This is a genomic window from Flavobacterium commune (assembly GCF_001857965.1).
Lineage (GTDB): Bacteria > Bacteroidota > Bacteroidia > Flavobacteriales > Flavobacteriaceae > Flavobacterium > Flavobacterium commune.
In genome coordinates this window covers 3,424,853-3,438,575 of record NZ_CP017774.1, presented here as the reverse complement: position 1 = coordinate 3,438,575, position 13,723 = coordinate 3,424,853, and the positions used below count along the sequence as shown (strand labels likewise).

13 protein-coding genes are annotated in these 13,723 nt (G+C 33.0%); 4 read left to right on the top strand and 9 right to left on the bottom strand.

The features are described from left to right. The first annotated feature begins 5 nt into the window (after window positions 1-5). Window positions 6-482 carry a DNA-deoxyinosine glycosylase gene (locus BIW12_RS14235; protein WP_071185723.1) on the top strand — a complete coding sequence of 159 codons (477 nt, stop codon included), beginning with the start codon at window positions 6-8 and terminating at the stop codon, window positions 480-482. A gap of 1 nt (window position 483) precedes the next feature. On the opposite strand, the gene BIW12_RS14230 is transcribed toward BIW12_RS14235, so the two are convergent. The 4 genes from BIW12_RS14230 to BIW12_RS14215 form a co-directional block, all read right to left on the bottom strand. Beyond that, window positions 484-999 (bottom strand): DinB family protein, encoded by a 516-nt coding sequence (locus BIW12_RS14230; protein ID WP_071185722.1) that lies wholly within the window; start codon window positions 997-999, stop codon window positions 484-486. Between the two features lie 9 nt (window positions 1,000-1,008). Continuing rightward, complete coding sequence (locus tag BIW12_RS14225) at window positions 1,009-3,591, bottom strand: phosphoenolpyruvate carboxylase (RefSeq protein WP_071185721.1); 2,583 nt, start codon at window positions 3,589-3,591, stop codon at window positions 1,009-1,011. A 105-nt stretch (window positions 3,592-3,696) separates the two neighbouring features. Then, window positions 3,697-4,176, bottom strand: a complete 480-nt coding sequence (locus tag BIW12_RS14220) for an Lrp/AsnC family transcriptional regulator (RefSeq protein ID WP_007139244.1) — start codon at window positions 4,174-4,176, stop codon at window positions 3,697-3,699. A 76-nt stretch (window positions 4,177-4,252) separates the two neighbouring features. Next, on the bottom strand, window positions 4,253-5,407 hold the full coding sequence (locus tag BIW12_RS14215; protein WP_071185720.1) for a M14 family metallopeptidase: 1,155 nt from the start codon (window positions 5,405-5,407) through the stop codon (window positions 4,253-4,255). Between the two features lie 313 nt (window positions 5,408-5,720). On the opposite strand from BIW12_RS14215, the gene BIW12_RS14210 reads away from it, so the two are divergent. Further along, window positions 5,721-6,191 (top strand): helix-turn-helix domain-containing protein, encoded by a 471-nt coding sequence (locus BIW12_RS14210; RefSeq protein WP_071185719.1) that lies wholly within the window; start codon window positions 5,721-5,723, stop codon window positions 6,189-6,191. A 56-nt stretch (window positions 6,192-6,247) separates the two neighbouring features. Here BIW12_RS14210 and BIW12_RS14205 read toward each other — a convergent pair whose 3' ends face one another. Beyond that, complete coding sequence (locus tag BIW12_RS14205; protein WP_071185718.1) at window positions 6,248-7,249, bottom strand: hypothetical protein; 1,002 nt, start codon at window positions 7,247-7,249, stop codon at window positions 6,248-6,250. 130 nt (window positions 7,250-7,379) lie between these two features. Here BIW12_RS14205 and BIW12_RS14200 point away from each other — a divergent pair, with 130 nt between their 5' ends. After that, on the top strand, window positions 7,380-8,045 hold the full coding sequence (locus BIW12_RS14200) for a spermidine synthase (RefSeq protein WP_071185717.1): 666 nt from the start codon (window positions 7,380-7,382) through the stop codon (window positions 8,043-8,045). 101 nt (window positions 8,046-8,146) lie between these two features. Here the strand turns inward: BIW12_RS14200 and kdsB are convergent, their stop codons facing one another. The 4 genes from kdsB to BIW12_RS14180 all read right to left on the bottom strand — a co-directional run bounded on the left by kdsB (window position 8,147) and on the right by BIW12_RS14180 (window position 12,038). Beyond that, complete coding sequence (gene kdsB, locus BIW12_RS14195) at window positions 8,147-8,872, bottom strand: 3-deoxy-manno-octulosonate cytidylyltransferase (RefSeq protein WP_071185716.1); 726 nt, start codon at window positions 8,870-8,872, stop codon at window positions 8,147-8,149. Window positions 8,873-8,945: 73 nt separating this feature from the next. Then, a complete protein-coding gene (locus BIW12_RS14190; protein ID WP_071185715.1) occupies window positions 8,946-9,449 on the bottom strand; it encodes a hypothetical protein in 504 nt (167 codons plus the stop codon). Window positions 9,450-9,507: 58 nt separating this feature from the next. Beyond that, window positions 9,508-10,584 (bottom strand): cytochrome d ubiquinol oxidase subunit II, encoded by a 1,077-nt coding sequence (cydB, locus tag BIW12_RS14185; RefSeq protein WP_071185714.1) that lies wholly within the window; start codon window positions 10,582-10,584, stop codon window positions 9,508-9,510. Between the two features lie 122 nt (window positions 10,585-10,706). Further along, complete coding sequence (locus BIW12_RS14180) at window positions 10,707-12,038, bottom strand: cytochrome ubiquinol oxidase subunit I (RefSeq protein WP_071185713.1); 1,332 nt, start codon at window positions 12,036-12,038, stop codon at window positions 10,707-10,709. A 192-nt stretch (window positions 12,039-12,230) separates the two neighbouring features. On the opposite strand from BIW12_RS14180, the gene BIW12_RS14175 reads away from it, so the two are divergent. Next, window positions 12,231-13,649, top strand: a complete 1,419-nt coding sequence (locus BIW12_RS14175; RefSeq protein ID WP_071185712.1) for an MBL fold metallo-hydrolase — start codon at window positions 12,231-12,233, stop codon at window positions 13,647-13,649. The last annotated feature ends 74 nt before the right edge of the window (window positions 13,650-13,723 follow it).

The window sequence follows — 13,723 nt, the reverse complement described above, 5'->3', positions numbered from 1 at the left end:
CAATCATGATTTATTCCTTTCCTCCTTTTGTCAACGCAGAAACCGAAATTCTAATTCTGGGAACCATGCCCGGAATTGCTTCGCTAGAAAAACAGGAATATTATGCACATCCACGCAATCATTTCTGGAAAATAATTTACACTATATTTGACAAATTACCCGTTGCTGGGGTTTTTGAAGAAAAGATAAAACTATTACAAACTAACAAAGTCGGGATTTGGGATGTCTTGGAAAATTGCGAACGCAAAGGAAGTCTGGACATTCATATCAAAAATCACAAGCCAAATGATTTTGAAAGTTTATTTAAAGAATATCCAAATATTAAGAAAATCATCTTCAACGGAAAAGAAAGCCACCGTTATTTTATTAAGAATTTCAGGCAAATAAAAGGCATTACTTATTATGTAATGCCTTCTACAAGTCCCGCTAACACGATGTCTTTTGAAAACAAGTTAAAAATTTGGTCCACTTGTTTTGAATAATTTACAGGTATCTTTCCTTATATACTTTTTGATGGTGTTTTTGATGCCCAATGATAATAAAACCAATGGCACGCACTGAAATTTCATTATTGGAAGCAATTCCAATTCTTTTTAATTGTTCTTCCGAAAAATTTTTAAAAAGCGCTAAAGTACTTTGACGAACAATGGACAATTCAGTTAATAAACTTTGTAAATGTCTGCTATTAGCATCTGTATTTAAAGCAAAAGCATTTTCATCAAATCCCGGTAATGGTGTTTTGTCATTTCTCGAAATTCGCAAAGCCCGATAAGCAAAAACACGTTCCGTATCGATGATGTGCTGGATAATTTCTTTGATTGTCCATTTGCCTAAAGCATAACGATAATCAAATTTATCCATTGAAATATCCTGAACAAAACGAATAAAATCATGAAGACTTATTTCTAAGTCTTCATATAAATCTCCATCACCTGCTGCATTTATATAAGTAGCATTGAATACAGAATATTCGTTTTCAGGTACATCAGTGCGCTTCATAATCGAATATTAAGCTGAATTTCTACTAGCATTAGTATTTCCAAACAAAGAACGCATTACGATTTTTTCGTACACTTTGATTAATTTATCATCCGGATTAGCTTCTTTATTCAATTCATTAATTCGCAACAAAGCATATTGTTGAATTGTCAATAAAGGTAATACAATACGCTCTCTCACCTGGATTGAAGCTATTCCGTCAGGATAATTCTCCATTAACTCTTTATGACCGGCAATTTTTAACAACAATCTTTTGGTTTCCAAAAATTCATCGTAGATATTTTGCCAGAATTCTCCAAATTCAGGATCATTTTTCATGTAAGCCGTTAATGGGAAAAATGATTTAGCCAATGACATCATACTGTTTTCAAGCAATGTTTTGAAGAACATTGAACTATCATACAATGCCTGAACTTTGTCCCATTGATTTGTTTCTTCAAAATGTTTTAAAGCAGCTCCTACTCCATAAAATCCAGGAACATTTTGCTTCAACTGACTCCAGGACCCCACAAATGGAATTGCTCTTAAATCTTTAAAATCTAATTTTTCAGACTTACTTCTCTTTGAAGGACGACTTCCGATATTAGTTTTGGCATAATATTTCAACGTACTCATTTTCTCTAAGTACGGAATGAATTTATCGTGATTCTTAAAGCTTAAATATTTTTTATATCCTAATTCCGATAACTGGTTCATTACCTCTTTATCTTCATCAGATAATTTATTCAAATCTTTATTAAATACCTGATTGGTAACTCCGGCACTTAATAAATTTTCTAAGTTATGACGACAAGAATCTAAAGTTCCAAAATTAGAACTAATGGTCTGTCCCTGAACAGTTACCTGAATTTCTTTGTTTTCGATATTTGGTCCTAAAGAAGCATAGAATTTATGTGTTTTTCCTCCTCCACGAGCTGGTGGTCCACCACGTCCGTCAAAAAATATCACTTTTACACCATATTTTCTGGACATAGCAGTAAGCTGCTCTTTAGCCTGATAGATACTCCAGTTAGCCATTAAATAACCTCCGTCTTTTGTACCGTCAGAGAATCCAAGCATGATAGTTTGCTTCATTCCTCTGCTTGCAACATGCGCAGCATAAACCGGATTTGTATATAATTGCTCCATAACATTATGTGCATTTTGCAAATCATCAACCGATTCAAATAAAGGCACAATATCTACTGAAGGGAATTCCCAATTATTTAATCTAAACAAAGCAAATGCTTCTAAGACATTTACCGCATTTTCATTGTTACTGATAATGTAACGGTTAGCTCCTAACTCGCCATTAGCTGTTTGAATTTGTTGGATTGCACGAATAGACTCCAAAGTCGATTTGGTCATATCGTTCTTAAAGTCTTCAGGATTCAAATCTCCTTTTGCATTTGCTAAAACTTCAATCTTCTCATTTTCCGATAATTCGTAATAATTTTTAGGAAAAACATTTTCTCCTTTCTCTAAATAAAAATCGAATACATCTTTAAATACAGCATCGTGAATCTTGCTGTTTTGACGAATATCTAAAGTAGCAAAATGGAATCCGAACAGATTTATTTTGATAAGCAAAGCTTCTAATTCATCAAGATATAAAGACTGATGTTGCTCTACAATAATGGTTTTTATCTTAATTAATTGAGATTTAAACTCTTCTAAGGTAATGTAGATTTCACCTCTTGAATAAAAAACAGAACGATATAGTTTATTTTCAAGTTCAGCAACTAAAACATCTACACCAGGAAAAGTTAACTTTCTTTTTAAGTCTCTCATTTCAAAATAATAACATTTTAAAATAGAAGTTCTTAAACGGTCAGCAACTTTTAGAGTAATATCAGTAGTTACAAATGGATTTCCATCTCTGTCTCCTCCCGGCCAAAATCCAAGTTGGATAATCGGATTTTTAATTCCCTCCGGAGAAATATTAGTTTCCAGATAATGCATCATATCACCAGCGGTGTTATAAAATACATTTTCCAAATACCAAATCAAACTTACTGCCTCGTCAAAAGGATTTGGTTTTTCATTTTTGATAAACGGAGTTTTTCCTAATTGCGCTAAAAGCTGTTTGATTTGAAGTAAGTTATTATCACGAATTGCCTGAGTCAAATCGTTAATAATTCCTAAAACAGCACCTGGATAAAACTGTGTAGGATGCGCCGTTAAAACAGGTCTTACATTAAAATTTTCTAAAAACTCAACTAATTCTTCATTTTTTCCTCTGGCATCCGCTTTTTCTTTAATATCTCTCAAAGAACCACGTCCCTCCATATTATTTACAATAGGAAAAGCTGCGTCTTCTATAGCATCAAACAATACAATTTGACGTTCGATATACTGGATAAAACGAAACATTAAATCAATTTTATCGGCCTCTACGTCAGTATGTAAATATTTTTTAGAGAAAAACTCAAATATTTCCTTTGGTGTTTCCATTTTTCTAAAACCTGTTTCACAAACCTCTGTGAACAAAGGCAGTAAAGCACCTGTATTGTCTATAGAATCAAAAGGTAAAGTAATGAAAACGCTGTTGTAAATATTATATTTAGAAAGAACATTTTGTTTAAAACGTTCAATTTTAGGGAGCGTGTACATAAATTATTGTTGAATTATTTAGTTAATTTTATCGTTGTTTTGAAAAAAAATAACCCCAAGAGTCAACTTGAGGTATTATTTTAAAATAACATTCAAGTTCTTAGATTACATATTTTTGAAGATAGTATGCATCAAACGCTTCTTGTCGTTGATACTTTCTTCAAGAGAAATCATTGTTTCAGTTCTGTAAACACCATCAATATCATCAATCATAAAGATTACATCTTTAGCATGTTTAGTATCTTTAGCTCTAATCTTGCAGAAAATATTAAACTTTCCTGTAGTTACAGAAGCCACAGTTACGAATGGAATTTCATTAATTCGTTGCAAAACAAACTTAGTTTGAGAAGTGTTATTTAAAAACACCCCTACGTAAGCAATAAATGAATAGCCTAATTTATCATAATCAAGAACCAATGAGGATCCCATTATAATACCTGCGTCTTCCATTTTTTTAACTCTAACGTGGACTGTTCCAGCAGAAATCAATAACTTTTTAGCGATATCTGTAAACGGAACTCTCGTATTGTCAATCAACATGTCTAATATCTGATGATCTACTTCATCTAAACGGAACTTACTCATATTTCTTTAATTATATTATTAATTATCATTTTAAAGCATAAAAATATACATTAAATTGATAAACTCGTACAAAAAATTAGTTTTTTATCAGTCCATTAACAAAATTAAGTTTTTTATCTAAACTAAAATTTGCTTTTTGATCTAATTTAGGAACATTTTCACCACCATCTTCATAAAGAGCTCCCTGAGCATCATAAACCTCATGACCAAAGAATCCTTCTAAATCATCAAGTCTGGCAACATAAGCGTTGAAATTGATTTTACCATCAACCAATTCTTCCTTATACTGTGCAGCAAAATTCGTTATTTTTTCAATACCGTCATAATTTATTTTAACCTTTTTGTATATAAAATCATAAAAAACGACTTTATTTTGAGGAATATTCAAATAATCCTCCGTTCTATTAATTTCTATAACGTTTTCGTTAAGTATTGTGAAACTCGAAACCAACGCCATAAAAACATATTTTCGGGTAACTTCTCTTTGATAATCTCCCGGAAAATGACCTGCTTCAAACAAAATTGTTGGCACTCCTAAATACTGAAAGGTATCGCCAATACAATTAATATTAAATGAATCATCAAATCGACCTATTTGCCCCGGAATAAATTCCTGCAAAACAGCATTCATTCCGGCAATCAGATTAATAGCTTTTTGTCTGGAATCATTTATTTCTCTTTCTTCATTATAAGAAGGCGCCAAAAAAGACACCGTAGCGGGTTTTCCGGTATCAGCAACACCAAAAATAGTTCGCTGATCATGAAGATTATAACAAAAATCAGGTTTAAACTCCTCAAAAACCGCTCGCAAAACTTTACTTTCCGGTTGAGTAAGATCTTGTGAATCTCTATTTAAATCAATTTCATTGGCATTAGCACGAGTATATAATGTAGCTCCATCAGGATTCAATATAGGTAAACAACAAAAAGTAAAACTACTCAATAATTCTTTGGCCAAATCAGAACCACTATGCAACACATTTAAAAAGTCAAATAATGCTTTTGTAGTGGTACTTTCGTTACCATGCATTTGTGACCAAAGATAAATTTTAGTTTTTCCGGCACCAATAACATACTTATAAATTGGTCTTCCCTGAACTGATTTTCCAATAACCGAAAGTTGATTATCTGTATTAATTCTTTTCAAAATAGGCTCAATAGACTCTAATGTCAAATACCTGCCTTCAATCGTTTTTTCCTTGTTGTCAAGAAACAACTGCTCTAAATTCATAATCTAATATATTTGATTTACAAAAGTAAACATCTTTATTTTTACATTTGTAAACTGAATTTTATTGAATTGTTTTAATATTGTAAACAGTTTTTCTAGCCTTATTAGACAAGCTCAATTCAAAACAGTTAACAAATGTTATTCGTTTTTAAAACAATATATAAATACAATTATTTCAGTAACTTAAGCAGAAACAATTAAACCTAAATATAAACTACTAAAGATATTTAACATCGATTTACAACTGTAAATTTGTAATCCAAACTAGTTTTGGTTACATTTGTAAATACCGTATTTCAAACTTCATTTTACAATGGTAAACACTGACGATTTTATAAAAAGACTCGAAATTATACTGGATTATTACAGCATCAACGCTTCTGCATTTGCCGATAGAATTGGTGTGCAACGCTCCAGTTTATCCCATCTCCTTTCGGGAAGAAATAAACCAAGTCTGGATTTTATCCTCAAAATTCTGGATGTGTATCCTGAAGTAGATTTGTATTGGATTTTAAATGGCAAAGGTGATTTTCCTAAAAACAATTTGACAGCAACTGAATCAGAATCAACAATCAACTCCACTTCCATTCCTTTATCAATAAATCCAAACCCTGCTATTGCTGAAGATTTATTTTCGAAAAGTATTATCGAAGAAACAAAAACTACTTTACCCCAACATTCAAATGAAATGATTAAAAATTTATTTGAAGAAGATATTGAAAAAATAGTGTTTTTCTATAAAGACGGCACTTTTAAAACCTTTAATCCAAATCAAAAAAAATAGCCCTAAATGCTTTTTTATTCACATTTAGGACTATTCAAAACAAGTAAAACCTACTTCTACTTTCTTATAACAAAAATTGAAGTTACACCAGCTTCTGATCTTACAGTCAAAGGTGTAGCATCAGCAGATACTGTTGCTTTAGCAAAACTCAAAACCTTTCCTCCTCCATTTAATCGCTCTGCCACATAAGTCGTATTGGTAACGTAATCATAACCCACATCTACCGGATTTCCTAATTGCGAGTTAGGACCATAAATCCTAATTTGGTTGCTCATATTAATAGTTCCCATATTAGCTGTAGCTGCAAAAACACTCATGAAATTTTTGATAAAAATCAATCCGCCATCAGAATCAGAAGCAGCAGCCCCAACATCAGTCAAAACCATTAAATTATCTTTGGCTGAATACGTAATTCCGTGCGTTCTTACAAGCCCCTCAATAGTAACACGTTTAGTAGCTGTTATAGCTCCGGAAGCATTACTCATAAAATTCTTAAACTGAACAATATCTCCCGTTAAATCTACCACCGCATAAAGATCGTTACCTTCCATGTGTATTCCCCATAATTTAAAATTAACGGTATAAGAATTTAAAAGCGTAAATCCTGACGAAGTTTTTTGATAAACCAATAGTTTATTAACCAGGCCATTTGAAACCGACTCATCCTGAGCAACAATAATTTTGTTTCCCGAAACCGCTGTTTCCCTGGCATTAGTAAAATCGAGATTAGAACCGTTCAGAGACAATGTTAGCGAAGTAGAACCCGATATTGCAGCAGCTTTAACCCCCGAATAAGCCTCCAGTCTATTATTAGTACGAGAAGCAACAATTAACGTATCTGATTTAGGATTATACGAAATTCCCTCAGCATCTAAAGAGGAGATAGTAAATGACTTTACCATTGCAGTTGGCTCTAATAAATCAACATAAGTTACTTTTCCTGAAGTATTACTTGATGTTACCATTGTCAATTCGGGATTACTCATTGGAGTATCATCATTATCACAGGAAACAAATGACATTGCTACAATAGCACAAGAGAAGAGTAGATTTTTCATAACTATAATTTTAAAGTTTATATCATCTACGAAAAAAACAATTGCTCGGTTTTAAAAAATTATATTTTTTTTACAGAAAATCCATCCTTAGTTTAAAAATATAAAAGCTATTTTTGATAAAAAGTCATTCATGATTAAACGATTACTTAGCTATTTCTACCCTATAAAAATTTATAGCCAAAAATCGGCTTTGAGCCAATCTATAGAAATTACCTGGGCTAATGGTGATTTAGTTATGGATTCCCTAAACACTAATTATTCATACGGAAGTTTGCAACGCATTTTGAAATTAGGTTTGAAAAATATTGGCTTTGCCAAAATAAAAAAGATGGAATCCATTTTAATACTTGGTGTTGCCGGAGGAAGTGTCATCAAAACTTTGGTGGACGACATTCAGTTTTCAGGAAAAATTACAGGAGTTGAAATTGATGCCGAAATGATAAAAATAGCAAATCAATATTTTAAATTGGATAAAATTCCGCAACTCAATATAGTAATTGATGATGCTTTTGAATTTGTTTTAAAAACTAAAGATAAATACGATTTAATTATTGTTGATATTTTTCAGGATACCAAAATGCCAAATTTCCTATTCGAATCTTTTTTTATAGACAGAATTTGCTTTTTATTAAAAAGTAAAGGTTTTATCCTTTTCAACACGATGCTTCTGAGCCCTGAAGAGAATCTTCGCAATCAAAAATTGATTAACGAATTTAAAACAGAATATTTTTCAATCAAAACAATTCCAAGAGTTGAAATACATAACGAATTAATTGTGATTGAAAAATTAGATTAAAAAACCAGAACAAACACTGTTCTTAAAAATAAAGCCACGAATTCACAAATTATATTTTTATTCGTGAATTCGTGGCAAAAAAAAAAACGTTCACTTAAGAACTAAACAATTTTTCGGGCTTTTTCTAAATCCTCTTTGGTATCGATACCAATTCCGGCATGAGTAGTTTCGACCATTTTAATTTGTTTGCCAAATTCTAAATAGCGTAGTTGCTCTAATTTTTCAGAAGCTTCCAAAGATTTCATTGGCAAATGATAAAAATCCAACAAAGCCTGTTTTCTAAAAGCATACACCCCGATGTGTTTCATATAACGCACACCCACATTTTGCTCTCTTGGATACGGAATAACCGAACGTGAAAAATACAAGGCAAAATTGTTTTGATTCACAACCACTTTTACATTATTAGGATTGTTGATTTCTTCCTCATCTTTGATTTCATACATCAGCGAAGCTAAATCTACTTTTTTATCCAAATCGTTTTTAAAAACTTCGATTACTTCTTTTAAAGGTTCGGCATTGATAAAAGGTTCGTCTCCCTGTACATTGATAACAATATCCACATCCAGATTTTCAACCGCTTCAGCAATCCTGTCACTCCCCGATTCATGCTCTTTGATACTCATAATGGCTTTTCCACCATGAGCAACAATTTCGTCAAAAATTAAATTCGAATCCGTTACTACAAAAACATCATCAAACAAATTAGTGTTTACTGCGGCTTGATAGGTTCTTAAAATGACTGTTTTTCCGCCAAGATCCTGCATTAATTTAGCATGGAATCTTGTGGAAGCGTAACGGGCGGGAATGACTGCTATTATATTCATTTGATATTGATTTTGCCAAAAGGCAGAAAGTGGCAAAGATATATTAAAATTAGTTGTTTTAGATAATCATATTTTATTTCATATAAGATTCAAATTCATCACTTATGTCTATTATATTAACCTTTTTTGGTTTTTGTTTTGGGTCAAATAAATAAATTCCAAACATTTCTTTTTCCAAATCAAGATTTATAATTGTCATATTTTTATCATTTGAATTGAATTTCAAAATTTTATTATTTTCAGTTGTAATAACTTTTATTTTCTTTGATTCTAAATATTCTGTGGATTCACTGATATAAAAAAGAACATCATCTAAACCAATATCAAAGTTTTCTTCATTAACATCTTTTTTACTCCTTTGAATACTCTTTTCTGTTGGCTCGTATATTACTGCACATTTATAATTAATAACTAAAGTGTCGCTATTTACTGCTGATAACAAATCTTTAGATTTCTTATCTTTTGAAATAATTATTTTTCTGTTAACAACATTTGATTTCTCTATATCTTTTTTCTTGTTCTCATTACATGAAATCATAATAAAAAGACCTAATAGTAGCAATAGAAACCTTCTCATTTTATTAAAAACACTTTAGTTAAATCTTAAACCTATTTACAATCAAAACTTCGTAAAATCAATGCTCCCCATAACCCACATCATCCATTTTCCCGTTAAAGACTTTGTATTGAATAATAAAATAGCCAATTACCAAAGCTAATGCAATAGCAAACCAATATATACCTACTGATAAGGCATATTCGCCATTGGCAACATTGTAAATGGTCAAAGAAGGATTAACGTTATTAGTTGAAGGCAATACGACCGGAAAAATAGAAGCTGTTGTAGATGTAAATCCGCCAACGAGGAAAAGAGTCGAAAACAAAAATCCGGTGCCATCTTTCTTAAAAGTTCTGACTTTAAATAACCCAAACAAACCCACAAATGTAATCAGCGGAAAAATAAAAAGGATGGGGTTATCAATAAAATTATGAAAAGGTTTTTTCTCAATTATATGCCAAACAGAAAGTGAAACAATTACCAATGCCAACAGAACAAAATTCATTTTGTAAACCACATTTTTTAATTGCGTATTCAAAGACGAATTGGTTTTATAAATAATCCAGTTAGCACCATGAATCATCAAAGCCACCACACTTACCACGCCCAGAAAAAGCGTAAACCAGTCGATAATTCCTAGTTCAGCCGCTTCCGGACTAAAACTAGGATTCCACAACGGCAGGAAGAAAAAATGCGGTTCCTGAGTAGAAACACCGTTCGTTACCATCCCGAGATTTACGCCGCGAACAACATTTCCTAATGCCATTCCGAAAAACAAAGCCAACAAGAAACTAGCGATTCCAAAGGCTTTATCCCAAACTGCTTCCCACATGTGATTGTGAATTTGGCCTCGCAATTCTAATCCTACCGCTCTAAAAATAAGCAACCACAAAATCATCATTAACGGTAAATAAAATCCGCTAAACGAAGCTGCATACAAGGTAGGAAAAGCATAAAACAAAACACCACCTGCGGCAATCAGCCACACTTCATTGGCATCCCAAAAAGGTCCAATAGCATTCGTAATTGCTTTTTTATCTTTCTCTGTTTTGGCAAAAAACAAATGAATGATTCCCGCTCCAAAATCATAACCATCCAGCACTAAATAAGTCGCCAAAATGCCAATTAATACAACATACCAAAAGAATTCCATAGTTTATTTTTTATATTTTTTGACAAATAAATATTTTATAAATTCATTTTAAACCATTAAGAAATTAAGAAAAATTAATACTTAATTAAGCTTAACTTCTTAATGGTTTATTTTAAAAAAAATTAAGAATGTTTTGGTTCAGGACCGTGATAAATAATTTTTCCAACTAAAATAGCAAACAACATTCCTAACAAGGCATACAAACCTACAAACCCCATCAGCGTAAATAAGGTATTCCCGGAGGAAACCGTTGGTGAAGCCCCATCGGCAGTGCGCAATAAATCATACACTAACCAAGGTTGACGCCCTAATTCTGCCGTGTACCAACCCGTAATATTAGCGATATAAGGAAATGGCATTAGGAATAAAAACGCCCACAAAAGCCATTTGGTTTGAAACAATTGCTTGCGAGTCAATTGAAAAGCGGCCAACACCATCACGCCAATAAAAAGCGTTCCTAAACCCACCATAATATGATAAGCATAGTACAAACCAGAAATATTGGTTGGGTGTGTGTCTTCTGGAAATTGATCTAATCCTTTCACTTCAGTATCCCAATTGCCATAAGTTAAAAAACTCAACACATTAGGCACTGCAATTTTATTATCCAGTTTTTTGTCTTTTACGTCTGGCTGCCCAATAAGAACAATTTCGGCTCCTTTTTTCTCCGTATGGAAAATTCCCTCCATAGCTGCAAAAGTTACCGGCTGGTGTTTTACCACGTTTTTAGCCAATAAATCTCCTGTTGGCATCGCAACAATAATACTCGAAATCAATCCGAAAACAACTCCTGTTTTCAAAAACAATTTTCCGTAAGAAACATTTTTGTTTAACAAAATATAAAAAGCTCCAATTCCTGCTACGACAAAAGAACTCGTCACCATAGATGCCATTTGATTGTGTAAATACGAAGGCCACAACCACACATTGGTAAACAAAGCCGAAAAATTAGTCAATACAAATTTTCCGTTTTCCAATACTTCATAACCCACCGGATGCTGCATCCAGGAATGCGTAGCAATAATCAAAAATCCGCTGGCCCAGGAACCCAAACAAATCAATAATCCGGTTACAAAATGCCATCGATGTCCGAGAATTTTTTCACCAAATAAAAACATCCCTAAAAAAGAAGACTCCAGAAAGAAGGAAAACATGCCTTCCATAGCCAGAGTTTGCCCGATAATTCCACCTGTTAGTTCCGAAAATTTAGCCCAATTGGTTCCAAACTGAAATTCCATTGGGATTCCTGTAACTACACCCATAGCAAAATTGAGTGCAAAAATGCGCATCCAAAAATGTGTGGCTTTATTGTAATGTGGATCGTTTGTTTTTAAGAATTTCCATTTGAAATAAACAATGATTAACGAAAGTCCCATTGTTAACTGTGGAAATAAATAGTGAAAGGTAATGGTAAACGCAAATTGCATTCGGTCATAAAAGAGCATTTCTTCCATTGGAAAGGAGTTTTTTTTGATAGCCCAAATTTAATTCAAATGCCTCTAAAAACCCTCATGAAAAATCCATTTTAATTTACTTTTTTTCTCCATTTTTAGAAAACTGACAATTAAAATTCTTTCTGTAACTTTAGTCACTATATCCCGCTCAGGCAAACTTTATCTTTGTTACATCAAATTAAAATAGTGATTATGAAAATCGAACAAATATACACTGGATGCCTTGCTCAAGGTGCTTATTACATTACTTCAAATGGCGAAGCGGCAATTATAGACCCTTTACGCGAAATTCAACCTTACTTAGATCGTTTAAAACGTGATAAGGTCAAACTAAAATACATTTTCGAAACCCATTTCCACGCCGATTTTGTTTCAGGACATGTGGATTTGAGCAAAGAAACTGCGGCTCCAATTGTATATGGGCCAACTGCCAAACCTGAATTTGACGCTATTATTGCAACTGATGGTCAGGAATTCAACATTGGAAACATTACAATACAAGCCTTACACACTCCGGGGCACACCATGGAAAGTGTTACTTATTTGCTAATTGATGAAAATGGCAAAAAACATGCTATTTTCTCCGGTGATACTTTATTTATTGGCGATGTAGGAAGACCTGACTTGGCACAAAAAGCCGCTCACATGACTCAGGAACAATTAGCAGCAACTTTATACCATTCATTAAGAGATAAAATCATGACTTTGCCGGATGATGTAATTGTATATCCTGCACATGGAGCCGGAAGTGCCTGCGGTAAAAATATGAGTAAAGAAACTGTTTCGACCATTGGAAATCAAAAAGCCACTAATTATGCTTTGAGAGCCAATATGACCGAAACTGAATTTATCAAAGAAGTTACCGACGGACTATTGCCTCCACCTGCTTATTTTGGGATGAATGTGGCGATGAACAAACAGGGATATGAAAGTTTTGAATCGGTTTTAAACCACGGAATGAGAGCCATTGAAGCCAAAGATTTTGAAGCCGTTGCCGAAGATTCTGGTGCTTTAATTTTAGATACCCGTAAAAATGCTGATTTTGCCAAAGGTTTTATTCCGCAGTCCATTAATATTGGTATCGAAGGCGATTTTGCTCCTTGGGTAGGTGCGTTGATAGCCAATGTAAAACAACCTATTATTTTAGTTACCGAAATTGATCAGGAAGAAGAAACCGTAACCCGCCTGAGCCGTGTAGGTTTTGATAACATTATTGGTCATCTTAAAGGTGGTTTTAAAGCTTGGGAGGAAGCAGGATTTGAAATCGACACCATCAATCGAATTCCAGCAGAACAATTTGCCCATGAAGTAAAAATTGGCGAAAGCAAAATTATCGATGTTCGTAAAGAAAGTGAATACGCTGCCGAACATGTTCAAGAAGCATATTCAAAACCATTAGCTTATATCAATGATTGGATTAAAGATATCAATCCACAGGAAAATTTTTATCTGCACTGTGCCGGAGGATATCGCAGTATGATAGCTGCATCTATTTTACAAGCCAGAGGTTTTAGAAATTTTACCGAGATTGAAGGAGGTTTTAATGCTATTTCAAAAACGACTGTTCCTAAAACTGATTTTGTATGCCAAAGCAAAACATTAAACAACTAAATTATTGATTTTAAGACGATTAATCCTTAAATTTGTATTATGATTAGCCAGTATTTTTAACCCTTAAATTCTAG

Bases quoted from the DNA above. Each gene is read 5' to 3' on its own strand.
- BIW12_RS14200 (WP_071185717.1), top strand. From the start codon at position 7,380: ATGATTAAACGATTACTTAGCTATTTCTACCCTATAAAAATTTATAGC.
- BIW12_RS14215 (WP_071185720.1), bottom strand. From the start codon at position 5,407: ATGAATTTAGAGCAGTTGTTTCTTGACAACAAGGAAAAAACGATTGAA.
- cydB (WP_071185714.1), bottom strand. From the start codon at position 10,584: ATGGAATTCTTTTGGTATGTTGTATTAATTGGCATTTTGGCGACTTAT.
- BIW12_RS14190 (WP_071185715.1), bottom strand. From the start codon at position 9,449: ATGAGAAGGTTTCTATTGCTACTATTAGGTCTTTTTATTATGATTTCA.
- BIW12_RS14230 (WP_071185722.1), bottom strand. From the start codon at position 999: ATGAAGCGCACTGATGTACCTGAAAACGAATATTCTGTATTCAATGCT.
- BIW12_RS14235 (WP_071185723.1), top strand. From the start codon at position 6: ATGATTTATTCCTTTCCTCCTTTTGTCAACGCAGAAACCGAAATTCTA.
- BIW12_RS14205 (WP_071185718.1), bottom strand. From the start codon at position 7,249: ATGAAAAATCTACTCTTCTCTTGTGCTATTGTAGCAATGTCATTTGTT.
- BIW12_RS14220 (WP_007139244.1), bottom strand. From the start codon at position 4,176: ATGAGTAAGTTCCGTTTAGATGAAGTAGATCATCAGATATTAGACATG.
- BIW12_RS14180 (WP_071185713.1), bottom strand. From the start codon at position 12,038: ATGGAAGAAATGCTCTTTTATGACCGAATGCAATTTGCGTTTACCATT.
- kdsB (WP_071185716.1), bottom strand. From the start codon at position 8,872: ATGAATATAATAGCAGTCATTCCCGCCCGTTACGCTTCCACAAGATTC.
- BIW12_RS14210 (WP_071185719.1), top strand. From the start codon at position 5,721: ATGGTAAACACTGACGATTTTATAAAAAGACTCGAAATTATACTGGAT.
- BIW12_RS14225 (WP_071185721.1), bottom strand. From the start codon at position 3,591: ATGTACACGCTCCCTAAAATTGAACGTTTTAAACAAAATGTTCTTTCT.
- BIW12_RS14175 (WP_071185712.1), top strand. From the start codon at position 12,231: ATGAAAATCGAACAAATATACACTGGATGCCTTGCTCAAGGTGCTTAT.